This is a genomic window from Psychromarinibacter sp. S121 (assembly GCF_049801035.1).
Classification (GTDB): Bacteria; Pseudomonadota; Alphaproteobacteria; order Rhodobacterales; family Rhodobacteraceae; genus Psychromarinibacter.
Map to the genome: position 1 here is coordinate 699,261 of NZ_JBNAGE010000003.1, position 23,396 is coordinate 722,656.

Below are 23,396 nucleotides of genomic sequence, written 5' to 3' on the forward strand. Positions count from 1 at the left end.
AAGCCGCGCGTCAATCGTACATGCGGATGTGCGCCATGATCTGCCCGTGGTCGCTTGCCAGCTTGTTATAGGGCGCCTCGGGATGAGCGCCATCGGTCAGATGATCATTCAGCACGCTGAAATACTCCATCTCGCCGATGTGGTTGTCATAGCCCGGATGGAAATGGCGCGACATCAGGATCTGGTCGATGCTTTCGTACACGCCGCCGAAGGCCGAGGTATAGACCATGTCGCGCAAGGATTTGGAGACGAACAGCTTTTCTGCCGAGTGCAGGCGATAGCGTTCGACCTGTTCGCGGATGATCTCGGCTTCTTCCTGGGAGTAGCGGTCGTTCGCGTGGGTGGCATCGTGGCGGCGCATCCAGGCGTAGTTCACGAAGGGTTTCTCGCCGCTCACGATCTCCGAGGATACGGCGTGTTCGCCGTCGTTCAGGTCGCCCAGCACCATCACCGGGCGCCCCGCGTCGAGTTCGGCGATCACGAGGCGGCGCAGGACCCAGGCTTCGGCCATCCGGCGCAGCCCGGCGCGCAGCGCGCCCATGGCGCGGCCGGTCGGGTCGTAATGGACAAGATCGGCCTCGGGGGCGAAGGGGGCGCCGGCGGGCTTCAGGAACTCGCCCAGCTTGGACTTGAAGTGGACGCAGAAGACCGTGACCACGGTGCCGCCGACCGGGATGCGGACCTTGAGGATCGGACGCGACAGCCGCGACAGGCGGTAAAAGCCGCCGTCCTCGCCGGTGAGTTCGCGGAACGGGATGTGGAGCGCGGGGTCGAGGGCCTGAACGACCTCGGGCGCGCCTTCAAACCCGAAGCGCGACAGAACGGCGACACCGGGGCGGCGTTCGCCGGGCTCGCCGTCGTTCAGGTTCGGCGCGAAAGCGACGGCAGCGTCGCCATAGGGGGCGTAGCGCAGTTTGCGGAAGATCGCCTTCTTGCGGTACGGGCTGTCGCTGCCGGGGACCACGGCGTCGTTCAGCAGATGCCCGCGCCGGTCGGCCTCGGCGATGACGGCCGCGAGGGGGGCTTCGTCGAAGATCTCCTGAAAGCAGGTGATATCGGCGTTGAGCGACATCAGTTGGTCGGCCAGCCAATCCTGTTTCCAGGCGTATTCCTCGGCGGTGTATTGTTCGAAACGGTAATATTCCTCACCGGAACCAATCAGGTTTTTGACGTTGAATGTTGCAATTGTGAAATTGGCCATGGAAATGCGCTCCGTTTAGGGACGGGTTCACGAGAAGCGTAGCGGCTGGCGCGCGGCGGGCCAACCGTTTGGGGCAGCGCCGGTATGAGAGGCGGGTTCGGGATGGGTTGGAAACCCGGCCTTCAAGGTGGTTCCGAATTTGGCTGCCGGTCCGTGATTGTCCGATGGCGTGAGATGGGTTGGAAACCCATCCTACGGGGACGGGTTGGCTGCCGTTCCGGGATTGTCCGAGGGTGTGGGATGGGTTGGAAACCCATCCTACGGGGAGGTGTCCGATTGGCTGCCGTTCCGGGATTATCCGAGGGTGTGGGATGGGTTGGAAACCCATCCTACGGGGACGGGTTGGCTGCCGTTCCGGGATTATCCGAGGGTGTGGGATGGGTTTTTAACCCATCTGTCAGGCCGCGTGTCGCGGGGGGCGTGGTTTCCGGGGCGACGGATTGGCTGCCGTTCCGCGATTGTCCAAGGGTGCGGGATGGGTTGGAAACCCATCCTACGGGGTGGTTTCGAGGGCCTTTGTGAACATCGGAACGTCGACGTTGCCGCCAGAGGCGACGGCGATCACCGTGTCGCCCTCGACCGTCTCCGGCATGTAGAGCGCGGCGGCGAGGGCGATGGCGCCGCCGGGTTCCAGCACGATCTTCAGCCGGGTGAAGGCCGCCGCCATGGCGCGCAGGCACAGCTCGTCGGGCACCACGACGCCGGGGCCGCACAGGCGCTGCATGATGGGGAAGGGAAGCACGCCGGGGGCGGGGGTGACGATGGCGTCGCAGATCGAGCCGGACATGCGGGGGTTGCGCTCGATCCTGCCGGACTCCAGCGAGCGGGTCACGTCGTCGAAGCCTACGGGTTCGACCGGGCGCACGCGCAGGCCGGGGGCGTCGGCCTCCAGCGCCAGCGCAATGCCCGAGGTCAGGCCACCGCCGCCGCAGCAGACCAGCACGTCCGCGGTTTCCACACCGGCTTCGGCGGCCTGCGCGGCAATCTCCAGCCCGCAGGTGCCTTGTCCCGCGACCACCAGCGGTTCGTCGAAGGGCTTGATCAGGGTCAGCCCGCGTTCAGAGGCAAGACGCGCGCCGATCTCGTCGCGGTCCTCGTTCTCGCGGTCGTACAGCACCACCTCGGCCCCCAAAGCGCGGGTGTTGGCGATCTTCAGGGCAGGGGCATCCTCGGGCATCACGATCACCGAGGGCACGCCGTGGCGGGTGGCGGCGTGGGCGACGCCCTGCGCGTGATTGCCGGACGAGAAGGCGATGATGCCCTTCGCACGCACCTCGGGATCCAGCGCCGAGATCGCGGACCACGCACCGCGGAATTTGAACGAGCCGGTGTGCTGCAGACACTCGGGCTTCACCAGCACGCGGCGGCCTGCGATCTCGTCGAGGAAGGGCGAGGACAGCAGCGGTGTGCGCCGCACCACGGGGGCCAGCCGTTCGTTTGCGGCGCGGATGTCGTCGATGGAAACGGGCGAGGGGGTCATCGTGTCTGGCACAGGTCTATCCATTTGCGGATGGCGGCGACGGCTTCGGGCTCGTCGAGGAAGGGGATATGGGCGCGGTCGGGGACTTCGGCGGCGATCATGTCGGGGCGGCGGCGCTGCATCTCGGCGAAGGTCTCGGGGCTGAGAAGGTCCGAGTTCGCGCCCCGGATCGCGGCGATCGGCAGGCCGTCCAGCGCATCGAACACCGGCCAGAAATCGGCGGGCGCCGGGTTCGCGTCCGGGTCGGCGGCATCGAAGATGCGGGCGAGGTCGGGGTCATAGTTGATCCGAAGCCCGTCGTCGGTCTGCACGAAATGGCGGTGTACCTCTTCCATCCAGCGCTCTTCCGGGACGTTCTCGAACCCGACCATCAACCGCGCGCGGGTCATTGCGGCCTGTTCGTAGGTCTTGATGCCGGGCTGCTTGCCCACGTAGCCCTGGATCACGTCCAGCCCCTTGGGGTCGACCACCGGGCCGATGTCGTTGAGGCAGGCGCCCAGCATGCGGTCCTTGGCGACATAGGCCAGCAGCATCGCGATCAGCCCGCCGCGCGAAGTGCCGAGGATCGCGGCCTTGTCGATGCCAAGGTGGTTCAGCAGCGCCAGCGCATCGCCGCCTTCGACCTGGATCGTATAGGTGGACGGGTCGGCCCAGTCCGAGCCGCCGCGGCCGCGGTAGTCCAGCCGGATCAGCCGCACGTCGCCTAGATGCGGGGCGACATAGTCGAAGTCGGTGCCGTTGCGGGTCAGTCCCGAGAGGCACAGCACCGGCAGGCCCTCGCCCTCGTCCTTGTAGGCCAGATGGGTGCCGTCGGGCGCGTCGAAATACTGCATCATGCCTCTTTCGCCAGTTTCGGTATGCCGCTCAGGTCGGCGAGGATGTGATCGGGGCGCCAGCTGAGCCGGTCCACGGGTTCGCCCGCGCGGTTCACCCACGCCGTGACGAAGCCATAGCCCTTTGCGTGCGCCGCGTCCCAGCCATTCGACGAGACGAACAGCACGTCGGAGGGCGCGCAGCCGAACCGGTCGTCGACCATGTCGTAGACCTTGCGGTGGGGTTTGTAGACGCCCACGTCCTCGACCGACAGAACCGCGTCAAGGCGATCGCCGACCCCGGCGCTGTCGACCGCGCCCGCCAGCATTTTCGGTTCGCCGTTCGACAGGATCGCCGTCGCCATGCCGTCCGCCTTGAGTTGCGCCAGCATCGCGGGCACCTCGGGATAGGCGGAGAGGCGGAAGTACAGGTCCATCAGGCGGTCGCGCAGGTCTGCGTCGTCGAGGCCCGAGGCCTCCATCGCCCAGTCCAGCGCGTCGCCGGTGACCTGCCAGAAGTCCGTGTGATCGTCGGCCACGGCGCGAAGCCAGCTGTATTGCAGCTGTTTGAGCCGCCAGTCACGGGCGAGCGTGGCCCAGACGGGCTTCAGCGCCTCGTTCCCCGGCTGATCTGCCGCCTCGCGCGCGGCGGCGGCGACGTCGAACAGCGTGCCATAGGCGTCGAAAACGCAGGTGGTGATGGACATCGGCGGCCTCCCTCTGGCGGCAGACTGTCAGATGGCGGGGGCAAGGGGAAGAGCGGCGCGCCCCGTGCCGGTCGCAGGGAACGGGTCACTCTTCCGCGCGTTGATCGGGTGACGCTGATGTTCCCTTGCCCCTGACGGCTGCGGCACGTACCACCGTTCACAACCAAGGACGAAAGGCGACACTTCGATGCGCATGCGCGACACTTTCATCAAGCCGATGCACCCCGAGGGGCGCCGGTTCGTCGCCATTTTCGCGGCGATCACGGTCGTCCTGTTCCTGATCTGGCAGCCCTTGGGATGGCTGGGCGTCGGCGCGACGGTGTGGTGTTATTACTTCTTCCGCGACCCGGTGCGGGTGACGCCGGTACGCGAGGGGCTGGTGGTGTCGCCGGCGGACGGGGTCGTCTCGCTGATCGAGCCTGCCGTGCCGCCCGCCGAACTGGGGATGCCGGACGTGCCGCTGACGCGGGTCAGCGTGTTCATGTCGGTGTTCAACTGCCATGTGAACCGCGCGCCGGTGGCGGGCCGGGTGACGGCGGTGGCATATCGGCCCGGCAAGTTCTTCAACGCCTCTCTGGACAAGGCGAGCACCGACAACGAGCGCAACGGGCTGGCCATCGAGATGGCGGACGGCCGGACGCTGGCGGTGGTGCAGATCGCGGGACTGGTGGCGCGGCGGATCGTTTGCTTCACCGCGCCCGAGAAACGGCTGGCGGCGGGGGAACGGTTCGGACTGATCCGCTTCGGCTCGCGGCTGGACGTGTACCTGCCGGAAGGCTCGGTGCCGCTGGTGGCGCTGGGCCAGACGATGATCGCGGGCGAGACGGTGATCGCCGACCTGGCCTCGGACGAGGACACCCGTCCCGCGCGGACGGACTGAGCCATGAAACACGACGATCTCGAGACTGACCCGAAACGTGACCGCGACCTGCCGCTGGTCAAGCTGCTGCCGAACCTGCTGACCCTGACCGCGGCCTGCGCCGGGCTGACCGGCGTGCGCTTCGCGCTGCTGGGCGAGTTCCAGTGGTCGGTGCGGATGGTGCTGATCGCGACCATACTCGACGGGCTGGACGGACGGCTGGCGCGGCTGCTGCGCAGTCAGTCGCCTTTGGGCGCGGAACTGGACTCGCTGGCGGATTTCCTGAACTTCGGCGTCGCGCCGGCGCTGATCCTTTACTTGTGGACGCTGAACGACGTGGGCGGCATCGGCTGGATGGCCTCGCTTTGCTTCACGCTGTGCTGCCTGCTTCGGCTGGCGCGGTTCAACGTGGGCCAGAAAAACGGCAACGGGTCGTCGGATTACTTCGAGGGCGTGCCGTCGCCCGCGGGTGCGCTGCTGGTGATGATGCCGATGGTCGCGGCCTTTGCCTTTCCGGGCCTCCCCGAGATTCCGGCATGGCTGTCGACGATCTATGTGCTGGCGATCGGGTTGCTGATGATCAGCCGCATCCACACGTTCTCGTTCAAGAACGTGAAGATCCCGCGTCGGAATGCGCGGTACGTTCTGCTGGGCGCCGTGCTTGCCGCCGCCCTGCTTTTCAATTTCACATGGGCGACATTGCTTCTGGTTATGATCGCCTATCTGGCAACCATACTTGTCGCGCTTCGGGTGAAACCGGGCGGCGGGCAAAAAGACCTTTAGGGAAGACCACTTTGGAAATCGACGTCGTCAAGAATTCCTACGCCCGGTGGGCGCCCGTCTACGATCGCACCTTCGGTGCGGTGACGCAGGTGGGGCGCCGGACCGCTGTGGGGCACATCAACGAGATGGCCGGGACGGAGGTGCTGGAGATTGGCGTGGGCACTGGGCTGGCGCTGCCGAACTACGCGCCGGACCGGCACGTGACCGGGATCGACTTCTCGCACGAGATGCTGGCGAAGGCGCGGACCAAGGTGTCCGAGATGAACCTGACCGCGGTGAAGGACCTGCGGCAGATGGATGCCCGCGAACTGGATTTCCCGGACGCGAGTTTCGACGCGGTGGCCCTGATGCATGTGATCTCGGTCGTGCCCGAGCCCGAGAAGGTGATGGCGGAGGCGGTGCGCGTGCTGCGGCCCGGCGGGCACGTGGTGGTGGTGAACCACTTCGCCCGCGACAAGGGGTTCCTTGCGCGGGTCGAGAAGATGGCCGCGCCGATGGCGAACGTGCTGGGGTGGCATTCGGATTTCGAGATGGACGTGGTCACCGACCCGCCCGAGTTGCAGTTGGTCGAACAAAAGCAACTGCCGCCGATGGGAATGATGACCTACCTGCTTCTGCGCAAGGTCTAAGGCCCGCCGTTTCACCCGGTTCCCCTAGGCGCGCCACACGCAGCCGTCACCGCCTCGCCACTGGCCCCGGCGCGCAATCGTGCTAGGGTCCGGCCAAAACCGCACTGAAAGTTCCGGAGGGAAAATGGGTATCAAGTATCTGCACACCATGGTTCGCGTGAAGGACCTGGAGAAATCCAAGGCGTTCTACGAACTGCTGGGTCTGGTCGAGCGCCGCCGGGTGGACAACGAGAAGGGCCGCTTTTCGCTGGTCTTCATGTGCCCGCCGGATCAGGCCGACGGCACCGCCGATGTCGAGATGACCTATAACTGGGACGGCGACGACGGGCTGCCCTCGGACAGCCGCCATTTCGGCCACCTCGCGTATACCGTCGACGACATCTACGACATGTGCGCCAAGCTTCAGGACGCGGGCGTGGTGATCAACCGGCCGCCTCGCGACGGGCACATGGCGTTCGTGCGCTCGCCCGATAACGTCTCGATCGAGCTTTTGCAGGCGGGTGACGCGCTGCCGCCGCAAGAGCCGTGGGCCAGCATGGAAAACACGGGCCATTGGTAAGGCGCTTCGCCCTTGCCCTGACCTGCGGGGCGGCGCTTGCCGCCGCCCCGGACGCCCGCGCCGACTGCCGGCTGGCACTGGTGCTGGCGCTTGATATCTCTTCCTCCGTCGACAATGCCGAGGACCGGTTGCAACGCGAGGGCCTTGCCGCGGCGCTGACCTCGCCCGAGATCGTCGAGGCGATCCTTGCCCTGCCGGAACAGCCCGTGGCACTGGCGGTCTACGAATGGTCCGGCCGCTATCAGCAGGACCTGCTTGTCGACTGGACGATGCTGGACACCCGCGACGACGTGGTCGAGGTTGCTGGCCGCATCGCACGGTCCATCCGCAGTTATGCCGACTATCCCACCGCCATCGGCTATTCGCTGGGCTATGCCGCCGGGCTGTTCGAAAGCGGGCCGGACTGTCTTTACAGCACGCTCGACGTCTCGGGCGATGGCCGCAACAACGAGGGTTTCGGGCCCGATCTGGCCTACGAGAACTTTCCGCTGGCCGAGGTCACGGTGAACGGCCTGACCATCGGGGGCGAGAAGGACGGGCTGTCCGACTATTACCGCGAGAACGTGATCAAGGGTCCCGGCGCCTTCGTGGAAGAGGCGCTGGATTTCGACGATTTCGAGCGGGCGATGCGGAAGAAATTGCTGCGCGAGCTAGAGGTTCGGGCCGTCGGGTCGCTGCCGCGCGATGCTGCGACGGGGGACGGCTGAGATGCGCCTCCTTGCCCTTCTCGCGGCGCTGCTGGCGACGCCCGCCGACGCCGCCTGCCGGCAGGCGCTGGCGCTGGGTCTCGATGTCTCGGGCTCTGTCGACGATACCGAGTATCGTCTGCAACTGGACGGGCTGGCCAACGCGCTGACGATGCCCGAGGTGCAGGCCGCGTTCCTTGCGCTGCCCGAGGCGCCGGTGCGGCTGTACGTGTTCGAGTGGTCCGGAAGCGGGCCGAAACGGCAGGTGCTGGACTGGCGAGAGATCGCCACGGCGAAGGACCTTGCCGGTGTCGCTGCGAAGTTACGCGCCACGGGCCGCGCTCCGATGCCTCAGTCGACCGCGCTGGGCGAGGCGATGGTGACAGGGGCGAAGGCGCTGGCGGCGCAGCCCTCCTGCTGGCGGCGGGTGCTGGACCTGTCGGGCGACGGCAAGTCGAACGCAGGCCCGCGCCCGCGCGATGTGCGCGGCGGGCTGGGGGACGTGACCGTCAACGGGCTGGTCATCGGTTCGGACCCGCGCAGCGCGGGCGACCAGAGATCGCCGCTTGTGGGAGAGTTGCAAGCCTACTACGCGGCCGAGGTGATCCGCGGCCCCGACGCCTTTATCGAGGTGGCGCTGGGCTTCGAGGACTTCGAGGCGGCGATGGCGCGCAAGCTGCTGAAAGAGCTTCAATTCGTCATCGTTTCGGACCTTGGCGCGATAGCCCCCGCACGCTGATTGGCAGCAGCGCAAGCCTGCGCTATGGTCCTCGGCCAACAGGGGTGTTTGGGTAACGAGCGGGCGGGAATGACAGCGCTGACGCAATACGAGCGGCTGGAGGCTCCAGCGGTCTGGCGGGCCGGGCCCGAGGATCAGCGGCGCGATGTGATCCTGTCGCTGGGGGATGCGACGCTTGTGATCTATGACGGGGCGGGGCGTCCCGTGGGGCACTGGTCGCTGGCGGCGATCGAGCGCACCAACCAAGGCTGCGAGCCCGCGCTGTACCGTCCCGGCCCCGACAGCCCCGAGGAACTGGAGATCACCGCGCCCGAGATGGTCGACGCGATCGAGCGGATCCGCGACGCGATCCAGCGGCGCGGACCGCACCGGGGCCGGTTGCGGTACTATCTTCTGGGCGGCGCATTGGCCGCCGTTCTGCTGGGCGGTATCTTCTGGCTGCCGGGCGCGATGGTGCATCACGCGGCAAGCGTGGTGCCCGCCGCCAAACGCGCCGATCTTGGGCAGCGGCTGCTGGCCGAAATCCGTCAGATCGCGGGGCAGCCCTGCGGCAACGAACTGGGCCAGAAGTCGCTGGAGCGATTGCAGACGCGCCTGATGCCGCCCGGCGGGCGGATTGTCGTGCTGCCCGACGCGGTCGAGGACGCGGCGCATCTGCCGGGCGGGATCGTCCTGCTGAACCGCAGCCTTGTCGAGGATCAGGACGACCCGACCGTTACCGCAGGCTATGTGCTGGCCGAGGTCGAGCGCGCCGCGCGACGCGATCCGGTGGAACTGCTGCTGGAGAATTCGGGCGCCGTCACCGCGTTTCGCCTGCTGACCACCGGCGATGTATCGCAGTCGGTTCTGTCGGGCTATGCCCGGTCGCTGCTGGCGGCCGAGCCCGCGCCGGTGCCGGACCTGCCGCTTCTGACCCGGTTCGAGGCGGCGGACGTTCCCGCCACGCCCTATGCCTATGCGCTCGATCCCACCGGCGAGACGGTGCTGGGCCTGATCGAGGCGGACCCGGTCAGCCAGCTATACGCCGAGCCGGTGCTGCGGGATTCCGAATGGGTGAGCCTGCAGGGCATCTGCGGCGAATAGGGCAGGGGGTCAGAAGTTCGACCGGATGCCCACCGCGACCGACCATTCAGACATCTCGTAGCGCGACACGTTCGAGTCGGTGATCGTGCGGCGCAGCCGGACGCTGGGCGAAAAGCCGGCGTATTCCACCTGCGTGAATACGCCTTCGAGGTCGAAGAACACCGTCTCGTCCTGCCGCCCGCCGGGCACGGGGAAGATCAGCATGGTATAGTCGGCGTATTCGGTGAAGCTGACGCCGATGCCGGCGGTCAGGTCGACGCCCAACACGGGTTTGCCCAGCGAGTAGCTGACCTTGCCGGTCCAGCCGGTGCTGTCGAAGATGTCGCCCGGCACATCGCTTTCGTTGTAGCCCGCCGCGACGCTGACGACCGAGCCGTTGTCGAAACGGTAGCTCAGCGCGGCGTTGAACCCGCCCAGCAGGCCCTCGTCGCCATAGCCGTCGGCATAGTTGCGTTTCTCGGCGCTGAGTTGGCCCGAGAAGCGCAGCCGCTCGGTCAGCGGGCGGGTGTAGTACACGCCGCCGGTGAGCGCGGTATAGATCCGGTCGCCGCCCTGCCAATAGTCGCGCAGCCCCGCATCGAACCGCAACGCAGAGCCCGGCACCTTGCCCACCTTCATGACATGGGTGACGCCGAAAGTGGCCGAGGTCACGCCCAGGCGCCCCGCATCGAAATCGGGTGCGGTGTCCTTGCCGTCTTCGTCCAGCCAGGCGCGTTTGACGTAATAGCCGCCGGTCAGCGCGGTCTCGGAGGTTTCAGAGCGGCGCAGGCGGTAGCTGAGGCGCAGGTTGGTCTGGGCGATGTAGCCCGACAGCGCCATCGCGTCGGGCGACAGGATGCCGACCAGCGGAACGCCTTGGATGATGTTGTACGCGCTGTCCGAGCCGCTGTTGATGTTGCTGGACGGGCTGACCGAGGCGTCGAGCTGAAAGCGGAAGGGGGTTTCGTGCCGCAGGTAGGCGAACTGGCGCTGGATCTTGTTGCGCTCGGCCTCGGTTGGCGCGTTGTCCCCGGCGCGGCGCAGCCAGAACTGCGACTGGATGCGCCGCTCGCCCGCAAGCGCGGCGATCGAGGCGACGCGCGCCGCGTGATAGCGGTCGGTGTCGTCCTCGGCGAAACGGAACGCCTTGCGGCTGGTCTCGTAAGCCGCGTCCCAGCGCCGGGTGGCGAGGTAGGCGGTCGACAGGGCGAACAGGGCCTGGCTGTCCTCGGGATCGTGGCGCAGCAGTTCGCCCGCCAGAACGGCGGCGGTCGCGGCGTCGCCGGACACGGCAGCGGCGACTGCGGCGGCGCGTGCGTCGTCGAGGGACAGGGCAAAGGTCTCTTCCGCCGCGGCCCCGTGGGGCTGGGCCCCCGCGAGGGCGGCCGCGGCGAGAAGGGCCGTCAGAAGACGGCGCGGCATATCAGTTCGGGGCCGCTTCGACGCAGAGCGCGGCATCGTCGCCCGCCAGACCGCACTGGGTCAGGACGAACATACCGGTCTCCCAACTGTTGGGATCGTCGGGATCGGGGATGAAGCCCAACAGACCCGCGACGGAACTTGCGTTGTTGCCGCCGAAGATGCCGCCGTAATTGCCGGTGGCGTCGTCGCCGTTGTCGAACTCCAACTCGCCGAGGAAGGTGCCGTCCTCGGAAATCTCGGTGACGATCATCACGATGTCGCGCAGCTCGGGCAGGGTGGGGTTGTCGATCGTCTGACGATTGAAGACCGAGCCGTTGATCTGCATGTCTTCGAAGTTGACGTTGACGAAGGCGCTGCCCACGACGCGGCCCGGCGCTTGCGGTTGCAGGGTCGGGTCGGTGTTCTGCGGCGGGACCGGGCCGGAATAGTTGTCGAGACCGACGTAGTCGCCGGCATAGCTGACCTGACCCTCGCCGGGACCGTCGCCGGAACTGGGCGGATCGAAGTCGCCGTCGCGCTCGTAGTGGCCGCCCCAGAAGAAGCGGTTGAACTGGCCGCCGTCGGACACGATCACGGCGCGCGCGCTTTCGTCGCTGCTTTCCTTCACGATGCCGGTAAAGAAGCGATCCAGCGCGTCTTCCTGCTGGGTGAACGCGAAATGACCGGCGGGAAGGCCGGCGGTCGCGGCAGAGTTATAGTCGTATTCGACCGCTTCGGGCGTGCCGTCGAGACCGCTGATGGTCACGAACAGCCGGCGGGCGGCCGGGTCGTAGACGACGCTTTCGAGGTTGTTCGACAAGACGGTCGGAATACCGGCGCCGTTCGTTTCGACACCGTCTTCCTCGTCGGTGCCGTCGTCGATGACGTCTTCTTCTTCCACCAGAAGGGGGTTGCCGTCGCAGGCGGCCAACAGGCACAGGACGGCCAGCGCCGCCACGGATTTACGCATTGGTCTGCTCGTTCTTGTTGCCTCTTTCCGACGGAAGGTGCCGAAGCCTTGTCTTCAAGTCAACGAAGCGCGATTCGCGGTACGGATGAGTGATGCAGGAAAACCGCGCCTATCGGCCGAGTGGCGTCTCGACTTTGCAGCATCTCGCGGATATTCCAATCGGGCGACATAGATGTAGTATAGCGTGCGACCGACCCACAGGAGCCCCCGACATGCCTCTGACGCCTGAACAGCAAGCCGAGATCGACGCACAGCGCGCCACCCCGCGCCCCACGCTGCGGGCGGTATCCGAGGGCATGGAGGCGCATCTCTACAAGGCGCACGAGGTGCTGGACCACGGCTTTGTCCGCGTGATCGACTACATGGGCGACGACAGCGCCATCGTGCAGGCGGCCCGCGTGTCCTATGGCGCCGGCACCAAGCATGTGTCGAACGACGAGGGGCTGATCCGCTACCTGATGCGGCACTGGCACTCGACCCCGTTCGAGATGTGCGAGATCAAACTGCATGTGAAACTGCCGGTCTTCGTCGCCCGCCAGTGGATCCGCCACCGCACCGCGAACGTGAACGAATACTCGGCGCGCTATTCGATCCTCGACCGCGAGTTCTACATCCCGCAGCCCGACGCGCTGGCGGCGCAGTCGACGGTCAACAATCAGGGCCGCGGCGAGGTGCTGACCGGCGCCGAGGCCGAGCGTGTGCTGGAGATCCTGAAGGCGGACGCGGGCCGGTCCTATGACCACTACGAAGAGATGCTGTCGCAGGACGGCCAGCAGGGTCTGGCGCGCGAACTTGCGCGGATGAACCTGCCGGCGAACATCTACACCCAGTGGTATTGGAAGGTCGACCTGCACAACCTGTTCCACTTCCTGCGTCTGCGCGCGGATTCCCACGCCCAGTACGAGATCCGCGTGTATGCCGAGGCGATTTGCGAGATGGTCAAGGACTGGGTGCCCTTCGCCTATGCCGCGTTCGAGGATTACCGGATGGGCGGCGTCACCCTGTCGTCCAAGGCGGTGGACTGCCTGAAGCGGATGCTAGGCGGCGAAGAGGTAACGCAGGAGACTTCGGGCATGTCCAAGGGCGAGTGGCGGGAGTTTCAAGCCGCACTGGCCTGACACGTCGGGTGGGTTTCCAACCCCAACGCTTTGCCAAGGACCGTAGGGTGGGTTTCCAACCCACCGTCCAACCCCCAACGTTTTGCCGTTCACCGTAGGGTGGGTTTCCAACCCACCTTCCAACTCCAACGCTTTGCCGTGCACCGTGGGGTGGGTTTCCAACCCACCACCCCTACGGATTGACCGCCACCCATCCGCCGCCGTCCACCAGCACCGCGCAGGCGTCCGCGTCCGGGGCGCCTTTCGGGTAGGTGACGCCGGCGGCGATCTGTTCGGGGGTGCAGCGCGCCAGCGACGCGCGGCGGTAGTTGCTGGTCGCCATGCAGTTCTCGACCGCCTGCGTGCGGCGCGTGGCGTTGGCGTCGTAGGTCGAGACCGGCGCGGTCTGGTACACCCCGATCCCGGTGCCGGTGCACAGCCAGCCGTGACAGACACGCGGCCCGATGGTGCCGCCGATGCCGATGGTGGTGCGGGGCTGCATGCTGACGGGGAAAAGCTTCAGCGCCTGCGCCTCGCAGGCCAGCAGGTCGGCCTGCTTCTCGGCCGGGTAGGTGCCGCTGCGGGTGTAGACGGTGGTGGTGCAGCCGGTCGCCAGCACCAGAAGGATGATCCCCGCGATCCGCATGGCCCGCTCACTCCGATAACTTCGTTAACTATAGTCTCCGCCCCTGTCCCGGATGAGTCAAACCGCAAGGGTGCCGCAGGACCGGGCAGGCGGCGCAACCGTTACCGGGATAGAGACAATTTTGTATAACAAACGTATATACAGGTTGTCATAAAGCCGTTACACTTTCTCTCAGAGCCAACGACTCCGGGAGACTACCCATGAGCATCCGAGTGGCCGTCCCGGCCATCCTTGCTGTTTCGCTACAGGCGGCGCCCGTTGCCGCGAACCCGTTGCCGGACATCATCTGCGCACCGACCGACCAGATGTATACCCGCCTGTCGCGGGAATACCTGGCAGAGCGGCGGGGGACCGGAATGCGGGCCCCGGATCAGATCATGGAGATCTGGGAAGCGCCGAAGTCGGGCGAATGGACACTGTTGATGACCTACGCCTCGGGGCGGTCGTGCATCGTGGCGATGGGGCAGGACTGGTACACACCCGAGAAGACCGAAAGCTGACGGCGCGCGCGCCAGGCGTAGGGCTTCGGGGAAAAGGGGCCAGTCGCGGCGACGACGTATCGTGTCACCGGACCGCGGCGGGGGCGTGCCACGGGCAGACCCGATAAAGCGGCCCGGCGGGGCCGCCCTTCACGGGTGTCGGGCCGATCCGTTCAGATGGCCTTGAGTTCCGAAGCCGACGCACGGCCGTCACGGCCTTCACGCAGTTCGTACTCGATCTTCTGGTTGTCGGCGAGGCCGGTCATGCCCGCACGCTCGACCGCAGAGATATGCACGAAGACGTCCTTGCCGCCCTCGTCGGGCGCGATGAAACCGTAGCCCTTGGTGGTGTTGAACCATTTCACGGTGCCGGTCGGCATTCCGTTTCTCCTTGTCTAGTTTCCCACCCACGGGATTGCGGTGGGTGTGATGCAGCCAGGGTCTTCCAAGTCTCAGAGGCTGCTCCGGACAGGAGCGGTCTTCGAAGAAAGTCTGTCGTCACGGCAACAAGCATCGCCCATTCACGTACAGAAGCAAGTGAATTATTGGTGTCGCGAGACGGACATGTTTACGAGCGATAGTGGAAGAACAGATGGATTTCTATGGCCTTAAGACATGCGACACCTGCCGGAAAGCGGAAAAGGCTTTGCGGTCGCATGGTTATGACCTGAACGTCATTGACGTAAGGTCTGACGGCGTGCCCAAAGCAGAGCTTGAACGCTTCGTCGAGACCTTCGGAGAGCCGGTGGTGAACCGCCGTTCGACCACGTGGCGCGGACTCAGCGACGCTGAACAGGCAGGCAACCCGGTGGAATTGTTGGCGAATCATCCCACACTGATGAAACGGCCGGTGATCGGGCACGAGGGGCGGCTGTACTTGGGCTGGGGCAAGGACGTGCAGGACGCACTTCTTGGATAACGCCGACAACGTTCCTATCTGCTGATCGCACGAAGGAGAAAACACATGCGCAACGCGGCGCTTATGCTGGGTGTCATCGGCGGGATCGTCGGAATGATCGTGGGGCTGTTCAGCACCGGGTACCTGTGGGTCGTGGAATGGCTGGGGGGCGTCGACGAGGTCGCGCTGCAGGTCGAAAACGCGGAGCTTATCCGCGCGGCGGGCTTCCTTGCGCCGATCCTTGCCATCGCGGGCGGGGCAATGGCCCGGTCGCAGGCCGCCGCCGCCGCGGTGCTGATGGCGCTGTCGGCGGGGGGCATGTACTATGCCTTCGGCTTCAACCCGGCGACGATGTTCCCGATCGGGATGTGCGGACTGGGCGCGGTGCTTGCGCTGGCCGCGCGTCAGCCCGACACCGCCTGAGGCGCTGGCGCGGGACGGTCCAGCACCAGCCGGTCGACAGAGACCGGCCCCGCGCCACGGAACACAAGGTAGATCAGGATAAAGACCCAGAACGCGCGCTGGTCGAGGATGTGCGCGTCGGACACGCTGTCGAACCAGTGGCCCACCGTCTCGGCATCGGCGTTGTGGCCGTAGATGTCGGTCAGCGACTGCACCGCCACGAAGCCGATCATGCCCAGCGACGCAAGCCGCGTGAACAGGCCGATGACCAGCAGCAGCGGCAGGACGAACTCGGCCCACGTCCCCGCAAGCGCCACCAGCTTGTAGCCGAAGCCCAGCATCGACGGGTCATAGCCCACCGCTTCCATCTGTTTCGGGAACATCTGGACATAGGCGCCGGAGCTGAGATTGACGAAGCCGAACAGGCCGTCGCCCAGCTTGGTCATCGCCGAGTTCCAGTAGTACCCCAGCAGCACCGCCGCGAAGGTGAACCGCGCGAGCGTCGGAAGGATGACCGGGGCCGCTGCCTCGATGCGGGCGAAGGCGGCGTTGTGCAGAGCGATGATCCTGTTCATGGAAGGTCTCCTTCGGTCAGTCCGGTGATCGCGCCGGCGGCGATGAGGTGCCCCAGAAGGGGCGCAAGGTCGAAGCCCGGCGCGGCGTCCAGCGCGGCATCGTGGGCGCCGGAGAGGGTATCGCCCGCCTGCAATCTTGCGACGAAGACACCGCCGCCGGTGGACAACAGGCTTGGGGTCGGGTCGAACTCGGGGCGCAGGATCAGCACGTCCTCGGCGCGGGGCTCGGGGCGGGGTGCGCCGGGGTCCATGTTGAACCGCCAGATTCCGTGGATCGGCCAGTCGGACCGGACCAGCCGCAACGAAGGCGCAAGATGCAGGACCGAGGCCATCAGCGCGTCCGGCGGCAGGCTTTGCAGGCGCACAGGGTCGACGCCTTGGCTGTCGGTTGCGTGGTACGAGGCGCGCAGGGCCAGTTCCAGCCGCGCCACATCGGGCAGATAACCAAGGCTTTGGACCGGCTCGAAGCGCGCCAGAAAGCCCGGCATCTCTTGCCCGTAGTGCATCATCAGCGGCGAGGCCGGTGGATGCTGCCGCAGGTAGACCCCGGCCAGCACGCGGAAATTCGTCTCGCCCACCAGTTTGCGGATCACCGGGAAGGCCTGTTCCAGAGCTTCGGTCAGGCTGACGGCCACGTTGTTGCGGTACACGTCGAAGCGGCGGGTCGCCGGGCGCCCGTCGGGGTTGGCGAGCCCCGCAGGGATCGCCGCGCCGGGGTCCAGCATCGCGCGGGTGAACTGGTCCTGCGTGACGGTCATGCCACCGGCTCCGCGAGCGGTTCGAGAACCTGCGCCGCGCGGGCGGCCTCGGCGGCTAGCACCGGCCACTCGGGCACGTCGGTGTCCCATTCGATCAGCGTGGGCTTCTCGCCGCCGACGGCGATGGTGTGGGTGTAGAGCGCCCAGACCGGATCGACGACCTCGGCCCCGTGGCTGTCGATCAGCAGCGGCGCGCCGGTTTCGTCCTCGTCCTCGTCATGGCCGCCAAGGTGGATCTCGCCGACGGCGGCATGGGGGAATGCGTCGATATAGAACACCGGATCGGTCTGCTGGTTGGTGGCCGAGACGAAGACGTTGTTCACGTCCAGCAGCAGCCCGCAGCCGGTGCGGCGGGCGATCTCGGCAAGGAAATCTACCTCGGACCAGTCGCTTTCCTCGAAGGCGAGATAGGTCGAGGGGTTTTCTAGCAGCATCCGGCGACCCAGCGTGTCCTGCACCTGCTCGATATGCGAGGCCACGCGGGACAGGGTCTGCACGGTGTAGGGCAGGGGCAGCAGGTCGTTCAGAAAGTGACTGTCGTGGGTGGACCATGCGAGGTGCTCGGAAAAGCTTGCGGGCTTCAGCCAGTCCATCAGGTGTTTCAGGCGGGCAAGATGGTCGGCGTCCAGACGCCCCTCGCCGCCGATCGACAGGCCGACGCCGTGCACCGAGATCGGGAAGCGTTCGGACAGGTGGCGCAGCTGCGCGATGGGGCGGCCGCCGTCGCCCATGTAATTCTCGGCGTGGATCTCCAGCCATTCGACCGGCGCAGGGTCGCGCAGGATGTCGGCATAGTGTTGCGGCTTGTAGCCGACGCCGGGGGCGTGGGGGAGGCGGTCGAAGGGGGTCGCGTCAAGCATCGGTCTGCCTTTCTGTCCGGAGATCGTCACGTGGCCCGGGCGCGGCTGTCCCGCCGCGCCCGGTGTTGTCGTCGGATCAGGACGCGGGCATGTCGCGCTCGAGCGGCTCCAGCGAGCCCATGCGCGGCGAACCGTCGGCCATCGCCGGAAGCTCGATCTCGGCGCAGGTGCCGGAGTCGACGAGCGTCCATGCGTTGCCCTGGTAGTCCACCTTGGACGTGCCGGCGCAGGTGGTGCCGGGGCCGGCCGCACAGTCGTTCTCGCCCGCCATGGAAACGCCGTAGCACTTTTCCTGCGCTTGGGCGTTGGCGGTGCCGGCAACACTGACACCCATAAGGGCGGTGGCGACGGCGGTGGCGAGAAGGGCTTTGTTGGTGGTCGTGGTCATGTCTATCCTCCAAGATGCGGAGCGCCGTTGTGGCGTCCATGCAAAGCCATTCGGAGAGAGGACCGGGAATGTTACGCCGCTCACGAACGAGTGAAGAAATTGCATGAAATGGGCCGGTGACTGTAACGTTTCGCCGTAACGCGCGAATGGAGGAGCAATGACGGATCGGAATGACCGCTGGGGTGCGCTTCTGGGCAGGGCGAACCGGGGCGAGGCTGTGGCCTACGCCGCGTTCCTGCAGGACGTCACGCCGGTTATCCGAACCATCGTCCGGGGCCGTTCCTCGTCCGAATTCGAGAACGAGGACATCGTGCAGGAAGTCCTGCTTGCGATTCACGCCAAGCGTCATACATGGCGCGAGGGCGACCCGGTGGCGCCGTGGCTCTATGCCATCGCGCGCTACAAGACGGCGGACGCATTCCGCCGCAGGAAAGGCGCGGTGCAGGTTCCGATCGACGACCTGGCCGAGCGGCTGGCCGACGAGGCGCCGGGCGATCCGACCGCGGCGCGCGATCTCGGGCGGCTACTGGAAGGCATCGACGAACGCTCGGCGGGGATTGTGCGGGCGGTGGGCGTCGAAGGAGAGAGCGCCGGCGAAGTCGGCGCACGCATGGGGATGAGCGAAGGCGCGGTCCGGGTGGCCTATCACCGCGCGCTGACCCGGCTGAAGAAGATGGCCGGGTCCAAGGAGTGACGGAAGAGACGCAGAGTATGAAGACCGAAGACCTCATAGCCACGCTGGCCGCCGAGCCCGCACCGCCCCCCGCCGCCTCGCTGGAGCGACGCGCGGGGATGGGTGCCGTGGCCGGGCTTGCCGTGACGGTCGTGCTGTTCCTTGCGGTGCTTGGCCCCCGCGCGAACCTCGGCGCGGCGCTGTCGGATCCGGTGGTGCTGGCGAAGACGCTGATGCCGCTGCTGCTGGCCCTGTTTGCCGGGGCGCTGGCCTTGCGGTCCGCGCGGCCTGCGGTGCCGTCTGGCGTGCCGGGCCGCATCGTCTGGCTGGTGCCTGCGGCGGTGGGTGCGCTGTTCTTCTGGGCGCTCGGCGCGACCGAGGCGGGGCAACGGCTGGTGGCGTTCCTTGGCCATTCCACGCAGGTCTGCATTCCCGCGATCACCGTTCTGTCGCTGCCGATCCTCGCCGGGCTGATCCACGCCATGCGGGGCGGCGCCCCGGTCCATCCGGCACGCAGCGGCGCGCTGGCGGGTCTGGCGGCGGCGGGCATGGCGGCGGCGATCTACTCGCTGTTCTGCACCGAGGACTCACCGCTGTTCTACGCGGTCTGGTACAGCGTCGCGATTGGCGTCGCGACGGGCATCGGCGCCGTGGTGGGGCGGCGGTTCTTGCGGTGGTAGCGGTGCGGGTCGCTGGTTCCCGGTCGCGCATGAAGGGTGCCGCCGCTTGGGCCGGACCCGTGCCGCACACGCGTCGCGGGTCGGACCAAAGTCTGCTCAGCGCTCCAAATCAGCGCGGGTGAACAGGGGAAGCACCGGAAGCTCGGGTACGTCCTGAACCTGCGGGTCTCCATCGCCGCGCCAGATTGCACATACGACGGCCAGAATGTCGGCGCCCTCTTGCCGGGCAAGACGATAGGCGTCCGCGACTGCGCCGCCTGTGGTGATGATGTCCTCGATGAACGTCACCTTCTTTCCGGAGACATCCTGACCTTCTAGGGCGCGACACGTCCCGTATGTCTTGGCCGATTTCCGCACGAAGGCCGCTGGCAACCCTGTTGCAAGTGAGATCGCGGTGACCAGGGGAACGCCTCCCAACTCGAGCCCGGCGACGATTTCCGTGTCCGCTGGGAGAAGTCGGCTCATGGCGGGGGCGAGTTCTTTCAGAAGGGCCGGGTCACCCTCGAAGCGGTACTTGTCGAAGTAACGCTTAGAAGTTTGCCCGGATCGCAGCAGGAACTCGCCTTCAAGGGTCGAGACTTCGGCAATCCGGCGCGCGAGATCGGCAATTGGGTCAGCTTCTGCGTTGGTCATAGGCAAGCCTCTGGGTTATCAAAATCGAATTGGGCCACCGCGAACCTTTGTCGGACCCCTAGGTGCAAAAAAGGCGCCCCGCGGGGCGCCTTTCCATTTCGTTACTTCCGCAGGTCCGGCGGGGTCGCTTCCGCCGCCAACGCGGTGGCAAGATCGTCCAGCGCCTCGACGCTGGTCTGCTTCTCGCCCAGCCGGCGCACGGTCACCGTGCGTTCCTCGACCTCGCGGGCGCCGCAGGCGAGGATCACCGGGACCTTGCCCAGCGAGTGCTCACGGACCTTGTAGTTGATCTTCTCGTTGCGCGTGTCCGCCTCGGCGCGGATGCCTGCGGCTTGCAGCGTCTTGACCACCTCGTGAACGTAATCATCGGCCTCGGATACGATCGAGGCGACGACGACCTGGCGCGGGGCCAGCCAGAACGGCAGCTTGCCCGCGAAGTTCTCGATCAGGATGCCGATGAACCGCTCGAAGCTGCCGACCACGGCGCGGTGCAGCATCACCGGGCGGTGCTTGTCGCCGTCCGCGCCGATGTAGTTCGCGCCCAGCCGTTCCGGCAGGTTCGGGTCGACCTGGAAGGTGCCGCACTGCCAGTCGCGCCCGATGGCGTCGGTCAGCACGAACTCCAGCTTCGGCCCGTAGAACGCGCCTTCGCCCTCGTTGATGGTATAGTCGTAGCCCGCCGCCTTGGTCGCATTGCCAAGCGCCGCCTCGACGCGGTCCCATTCCTCTTCCGATCCGATCCGCTTCTCGGGCCGCGTCGACAGCTTTACCGTCCAGTCGGTGAACCCGAGGTCGGCGTAAATGTCGGCGAGGAAGGCGATGAACTTCTCGGTCTCGGCTTCGATCTGGTCCGGCGTGCAGAAGATGTGCGCGTCATCCTGCGTGAAGCCGCGCACCCGCATGATGCCATGCAGCGCGCCCGAGGGTTCGTAACGCGCGCAAGAGCCGAACTCGGCCATCCGCAGGGGCAGGTCGCGATAGGACTTGAGGCCCGAGTTGAAGATCTGCACGTGGCACGGGCAGTTCATCGGTTTCAGGGCGTTGACCGTCTTTTCGCGCGCGTGTTCCTCGTCCACTTCGACGATGAACATATGCTCTTGGTAGTTGTCCCAGTGGCCCGAGGCTTCCCACAGTTTGCGGTTCACGACCTGCGGCGTGTTCACCTCGACATAGCCGCCGGCTTCCTGCCTGCGGCGCATGTAGTCCTGCAGCACGGTGTAGATCTTCCAGCCATTCGGATGCCAGAAGATCTGGCCCGGGGCTTCTTCCTGCATGTGGAACAGGTCCATTTCCCGGCCAAGCTTGCGGTGATCGCGCTTGGCGGCCTCTTCCATCATGATCTGCCACGCCTTCAGCGCCTTGCGGTCCTTGAACGCGACGCCATAGATCCGTTGCAGCATCGGGCGGCTGCTGTCGCCCAGCCAGTAGGCGCCGGCGACATGCGTCAGCTTGAACGCGTCCGCCGGGACCTGACCCGTGTTCTGCAGGTGCGGGCCGCGGCAAAGGTCCTGCCAGTCGCCGTGCCAGTACATACGGATGTCCTGATCCTCGGGGATGCGGTCCAGCAACTCGATCTTGAACGGCTCGCCCCGCTCTTCGTAATAGGCGACGGCGCGCGCACGGTCCCAGACCTCGGTCTTCACCGCGTCACGGGCGTTGATGATCTCTTTCATCTTCGCCTCGATCTCGCCGAGGTCCTCGGGCGTGAAGGGCTCTTCGCGGTCGAAGTCGTAGAACCAGCCCTGATCGCGGACCGGGCCGATGGTGACCTTTACGTCGGGCCACAGTTCCTGCACCGCCCGCGCCATGATGTGCGCAAGGTCGTGCCGGATCAGTTCCAGCGCCTGCTCGTCGTCTTGCAGGGTGTGGATCGCGATAGAGGCGTCTTCGGTGATCGGCCACTGAAGGTCGTAATGCGCGCCGTTCACCGTCGCGCTGATTGCCTTCTTGCCAAGGCTCGTCGAGATGCTTTCGGCGACGGCGGCAGGCGTCACGCCCGCGTCGAAGTCACGCGAATTACCATCGGGGAATGTCAGGGAGATCTGGGCCATATCGGCTCCTCGTCGGTTTGGCGCCCACGGAACGCCCGGTTGCGGGTTATGTGTGCGGCGCTTATGGCGCTGGCTTCACAAGGAAGTCAACCGGGGAAGTCAACCGGCGCCAACGCGATGTTAAGGCTTTCGTGTCCCTCGAGGTCACGTGTATTCAGAAGCCAATACGGGAGGATGCCATGCCTGAACCATCGTACCTCGAAACGCCCCAAGGGCGGCGCATTGCGTACCACCTGACCGACGGCAGGGGGCCGACCGTGGTGTTCCTTGGCGGGTTCCGGTCCGACATGGAAGGCACCAAGGCGGTGCATCTTGAAGCGTGGTGCAAAAAGCGCGGGCAGGCGTTTCTGCGGTTCGACTATTCCGGCCATGGGCAATCGTCCGAGGATTTTCTGGACGGCGCCATCGGAGACTGGGCCGAGGACGCCGAAGAGGTGATCAACGCGCTGGTGGACGGGCCGGTGATGCTGGTAGGCTCGTCGATGGGCGGGTGGATCTCGCTGATCCTGTCGAAGCGGCTGGGCGGCAAGGTCTGCGGGCTGGTCGGCATCGCCGCTGCGCCGGACTTCACCGAGGATTCCATGTGGGCCGGGTTCTCACCGGATCAGAAGGTCGCCTTGGTCGAGGACGGGCGGGTCGAGCTGGCGTCTGAATATTCCGACGATCCCTACGTGATCACCCGGCGGCTGATCGAAGAGGGCCGCAGCCAGTTGGTCCTGCGTCTGCCGCTGGTGCTGAAGTTTCCCGCCCGGTTCCTGCAAGGCACCGAGGACGCGGATGTCGAGATGTCCGTCGCGCTGCAATTGCTGGATCACGCCGAGGGCAGGGACCTGCGGCTGACGCTGGTCAAGGGCGCCGATCACCGGTTCTCGACGCCCGAGTGCCTTGGCCTGATCGAGCGCGCCATCGACGACGTTCTGACCCGGGGGGGCAACTGATGGACCAGCGCGTCAGCCTGATCACCCTTGCGGTGGACGATCTGAAGGCGTCGGCCGCCTTCTACGAGGCGCTGGGCTGGACCCGCGAGCCCGGCGAAGAGGGGATCGTCGCCTTCGATCTGATCGGCCAGACCATCGGGCTGTATCCGCGCGCGGATCTGGCGCGGGACATGGGGCTGGAGCCGTCGGACGTCGGCGGCTTCTCCGGCATCACGCTGGCGCACAACCTGCCCAGCAACGCCGAGGTGGATGCGCTGTACCAGCGGTTCCTCGACGCGGGCGGGCGCGGGATCAAAGCACCGCACGAGGTATTCTGGGGCGGCTACACCTCTTACGTGGCGGACCTTGACGGCCACGTGTGGGAACTGGCCTGCAACCCGTTCTCGCCGCTGGGGCCGAAGGGCGAATTCCAGTGGGGCGGTGCGTGAGG

At 66.3% G+C, this 23,396-nt stretch carries 29 protein-coding genes; 15 read left to right on the forward strand and 14 right to left on the reverse strand.

Annotated features, from left to right (window positions below):
• Positions 1 to 10: 10 nt before the first annotated feature.
• The 4 genes from ACP156_RS17095 to ACP156_RS17110 form a co-directional block, all read right to left on the reverse strand.
• On the reverse strand, positions 11 to 1,201 hold the full coding sequence (locus tag ACP156_RS17095; RefSeq protein WP_425052570.1) for an endonuclease/exonuclease/phosphatase family protein: 1,191 nt from the start codon (positions 1,199 to 1,201) through the stop codon (positions 11 to 13).
• A 493-nt stretch (positions 1,202 to 1,694) separates the two neighbouring features.
• Entirely contained in the window at positions 1,695 to 2,681 is a 987-nt protein-coding gene (locus tag ACP156_RS17100) for a threonine ammonia-lyase (RefSeq protein ID WP_425052571.1), read from the reverse strand.
• Entirely contained in the window at positions 2,678 to 3,517 is an 840-nt protein-coding gene (locus tag ACP156_RS17105) for an alpha/beta fold hydrolase (RefSeq protein WP_425052572.1), read from the reverse strand. Before ACP156_RS17105 ends, ACP156_RS17100 begins: the two co-directional genes overlap by 4 nt.
• Positions 3,514 to 4,200, reverse strand: a complete 687-nt coding sequence (locus ACP156_RS17110; protein WP_425052573.1) for a haloacid dehalogenase type II — start codon at positions 4,198 to 4,200, stop codon at positions 3,514 to 3,516. The genes ACP156_RS17105 and ACP156_RS17110 overlap by 4 nt, the downstream gene beginning before the upstream one ends.
• 187 nt (positions 4,201 to 4,387) lie before the next feature.
• Here ACP156_RS17110 and ACP156_RS17115 point away from each other — a divergent pair, with 187 nt between their 5' ends.
• The 7 genes from ACP156_RS17115 (at position 4,388) to ACP156_RS17145 (ending at position 9,538) form a co-directional block, all read left to right on the forward strand.
• Positions 4,388 to 5,080, forward strand: coding sequence for a phosphatidylserine decarboxylase (locus tag ACP156_RS17115; protein ID WP_425052574.1), 693 nt, complete (start codon positions 4,388 to 4,390; stop codon positions 5,078 to 5,080).
• A 3-nt stretch (positions 5,081 to 5,083) separates the two neighbouring features.
• A complete protein-coding gene (gene pssA, locus ACP156_RS17120; protein WP_425052575.1) occupies positions 5,084 to 5,842 on the forward strand; it encodes a CDP-diacylglycerol--serine O-phosphatidyltransferase in 759 nt (252 codons plus the stop codon).
• An 11-nt stretch (positions 5,843 to 5,853) separates the two neighbouring features.
• Positions 5,854 to 6,471 carry a class I SAM-dependent methyltransferase gene (locus ACP156_RS17125; RefSeq protein ID WP_425052576.1) on the forward strand — a complete coding sequence of 206 codons (618 nt, stop codon included), beginning with the start codon at positions 5,854 to 5,856 and terminating at the stop codon, positions 6,469 to 6,471.
• A gap of 124 nt (positions 6,472 to 6,595) precedes the next feature.
• Positions 6,596 to 7,030, forward strand: coding sequence for a VOC family protein (locus ACP156_RS17130; RefSeq protein WP_425052577.1), 435 nt, complete (start codon positions 6,596 to 6,598; stop codon positions 7,028 to 7,030).
• Positions 7,024 to 7,737 carry a DUF1194 domain-containing protein gene (locus ACP156_RS17135; protein WP_425052578.1) on the forward strand — a complete coding sequence of 238 codons (714 nt, stop codon included), beginning with the start codon at positions 7,024 to 7,026 and terminating at the stop codon, positions 7,735 to 7,737. Before ACP156_RS17130 ends, ACP156_RS17135 begins: the two co-directional genes overlap by 7 nt.
• Before the next feature lies 1 nt (position 7,738).
• Entirely contained in the window at positions 7,739 to 8,455 is a 717-nt protein-coding gene (locus ACP156_RS17140; protein ID WP_425052579.1) for a DUF1194 domain-containing protein, read from the forward strand.
• Positions 8,456 to 8,524: 69 nt separating this feature from the next.
• Entirely contained in the window at positions 8,525 to 9,538 is a 1,014-nt protein-coding gene (locus ACP156_RS17145) for a hypothetical protein (protein WP_425052580.1), read from the forward strand.
• Positions 9,539 to 9,547: 9 nt separating this feature from the next.
• On the opposite strand, the gene ACP156_RS17150 is transcribed toward ACP156_RS17145, so the two are convergent.
• Entirely contained in the window at positions 9,548 to 10,939 is a 1,392-nt protein-coding gene (locus tag ACP156_RS17150) for a CDC27 family protein (RefSeq protein WP_425052581.1), read from the reverse strand.
• A gap of 1 nt (position 10,940) precedes the next feature.
• Positions 10,941 to 11,888 (reverse strand): hypothetical protein, encoded by a 948-nt coding sequence (locus tag ACP156_RS17155; RefSeq protein WP_425052582.1) that lies wholly within the window; start codon positions 11,886 to 11,888, stop codon positions 10,941 to 10,943.
• A 212-nt stretch (positions 11,889 to 12,100) separates the two neighbouring features.
• Here ACP156_RS17155 and thyX point away from each other — a divergent pair, with 212 nt between their 5' ends.
• Positions 12,101 to 13,006: an FAD-dependent thymidylate synthase gene (gene thyX / locus ACP156_RS17160; protein WP_425052583.1), complete on the forward strand. Its 906-nt coding sequence runs from the start codon at positions 12,101 to 12,103 to the stop codon at positions 13,004 to 13,006.
• A gap of 172 nt (positions 13,007 to 13,178) precedes the next feature.
• Here the strand turns inward: thyX and ACP156_RS17165 are convergent, their stop codons facing one another.
• Positions 13,179 to 13,631: a hypothetical protein gene (locus tag ACP156_RS17165; RefSeq protein WP_425052584.1), complete on the reverse strand. Its 453-nt coding sequence runs from the start codon at positions 13,629 to 13,631 to the stop codon at positions 13,179 to 13,181.
• A 200-nt stretch (positions 13,632 to 13,831) separates the two neighbouring features.
• Between ACP156_RS17165 and ACP156_RS17170 the strand changes: the two genes are divergently transcribed.
• The gene (locus tag ACP156_RS17170; RefSeq protein WP_425052585.1) at positions 13,832 to 14,131 is read left to right on the forward strand and encodes a hypothetical protein; all 300 of its coding nucleotides are present in this window, start codon (positions 13,832 to 13,834) and stop codon (positions 14,129 to 14,131) included.
• 152 nt (positions 14,132 to 14,283) lie between these two features.
• Here ACP156_RS17170 and ACP156_RS17175 read toward each other — a convergent pair whose 3' ends face one another.
• Positions 14,284 to 14,490, reverse strand: a complete 207-nt coding sequence (locus ACP156_RS17175; protein ID WP_275634911.1) for a cold-shock protein — start codon at positions 14,488 to 14,490, stop codon at positions 14,284 to 14,286.
• 212 nt (positions 14,491 to 14,702) lie between these two features.
• Between ACP156_RS17175 and ACP156_RS17180 the strand changes: the two genes are divergently transcribed.
• Complete coding sequence (locus ACP156_RS17180; RefSeq protein ID WP_425052586.1) at positions 14,703 to 15,029, forward strand: ArsC/Spx/MgsR family protein; 327 nt, start codon at positions 14,703 to 14,705, stop codon at positions 15,027 to 15,029.
• Between the two features lie 45 nt (positions 15,030 to 15,074).
• Complete coding sequence (locus tag ACP156_RS17185) at positions 15,075 to 15,431, forward strand: hypothetical protein (protein WP_425052587.1); 357 nt, start codon at positions 15,075 to 15,077, stop codon at positions 15,429 to 15,431.
• Here ACP156_RS17185 and ACP156_RS17190 read toward each other — a convergent pair.
• From ACP156_RS17190 to ACP156_RS17205, 4 genes are all read right to left on the reverse strand, one after another.
• Positions 15,413 to 15,985, reverse strand: coding sequence for a DoxX family protein (locus tag ACP156_RS17190; RefSeq protein WP_425052588.1), 573 nt, complete (start codon positions 15,983 to 15,985; stop codon positions 15,413 to 15,415). The two genes, ACP156_RS17185 and ACP156_RS17190, sit on opposite strands and share 19 nt — an antisense overlap.
• On the reverse strand, positions 15,982 to 16,743 hold the full coding sequence (locus ACP156_RS17195) for a DNA-binding domain-containing protein (RefSeq protein ID WP_425052589.1): 762 nt from the start codon (positions 16,741 to 16,743) through the stop codon (positions 15,982 to 15,984). The genes ACP156_RS17190 and ACP156_RS17195 overlap by 4 nt, the downstream gene beginning before the upstream one ends.
• The gene (locus ACP156_RS17200; RefSeq protein ID WP_425052590.1) at positions 16,740 to 17,603 is read right to left on the reverse strand and encodes a DUF692 domain-containing protein; all 864 of its coding nucleotides are present in this window, start codon (positions 17,601 to 17,603) and stop codon (positions 16,740 to 16,742) included. The genes ACP156_RS17195 and ACP156_RS17200 overlap by 4 nt, the downstream gene beginning before the upstream one ends.
• 76 nt (positions 17,604 to 17,679) lie before the next feature.
• A complete protein-coding gene (locus ACP156_RS17205; RefSeq protein WP_425052591.1) occupies positions 17,680 to 17,991 on the reverse strand; it encodes a DUF2282 domain-containing protein in 312 nt (103 codons plus the stop codon).
• Between the two features lie 157 nt (positions 17,992 to 18,148).
• On the opposite strand from ACP156_RS17205, the gene ACP156_RS17210 reads away from it, so the two are divergent.
• Both ACP156_RS17210 and ACP156_RS17215 read left to right on the forward strand, forming a co-directional pair.
• On the forward strand, positions 18,149 to 18,685 hold the full coding sequence (locus tag ACP156_RS17210; protein WP_425052592.1) for a sigma-70 family RNA polymerase sigma factor: 537 nt from the start codon (positions 18,149 to 18,151) through the stop codon (positions 18,683 to 18,685).
• Between the two features lie 17 nt (positions 18,686 to 18,702).
• Positions 18,703 to 19,344 carry an NrsF family protein gene (locus tag ACP156_RS17215; RefSeq protein ID WP_425052593.1) on the forward strand — a complete coding sequence of 214 codons (642 nt, stop codon included), beginning with the start codon at positions 18,703 to 18,705 and terminating at the stop codon, positions 19,342 to 19,344.
• Positions 19,345 to 19,440: 96 nt separating this feature from the next.
• Here ACP156_RS17215 and pyrE read toward each other — a convergent pair whose 3' ends face one another.
• Both pyrE and thrS read right to left on the reverse strand, forming a co-directional pair.
• A complete protein-coding gene (gene pyrE / locus ACP156_RS17220; RefSeq protein WP_425052594.1) occupies positions 19,441 to 19,977 on the reverse strand; it encodes an orotate phosphoribosyltransferase in 537 nt (178 codons plus the stop codon).
• A 101-nt stretch (positions 19,978 to 20,078) separates the two neighbouring features.
• Positions 20,079 to 22,028: a threonine--tRNA ligase gene (gene thrS / locus ACP156_RS17225; RefSeq protein ID WP_425052595.1), complete on the reverse strand. Its 1,950-nt coding sequence runs from the start codon at positions 22,026 to 22,028 to the stop codon at positions 20,079 to 20,081.
• 179 nt (positions 22,029 to 22,207) lie between these two features.
• Between thrS and ACP156_RS17230 the strand changes: the two genes are divergently transcribed.
• On the forward strand, positions 22,208 to 22,966 hold the full coding sequence (locus ACP156_RS17230) for an alpha/beta fold hydrolase (RefSeq protein ID WP_425052596.1): 759 nt from the start codon (positions 22,208 to 22,210) through the stop codon (positions 22,964 to 22,966).
• On the forward strand, positions 22,966 to 23,394 hold the full coding sequence (locus ACP156_RS17235; RefSeq protein WP_425052597.1) for a VOC family protein: 429 nt from the start codon (positions 22,966 to 22,968) through the stop codon (positions 23,392 to 23,394). Before ACP156_RS17230 ends, ACP156_RS17235 begins: the two co-directional genes overlap by 1 nt.
• Positions 23,395 to 23,396: the final 2 nt, after the last annotated feature.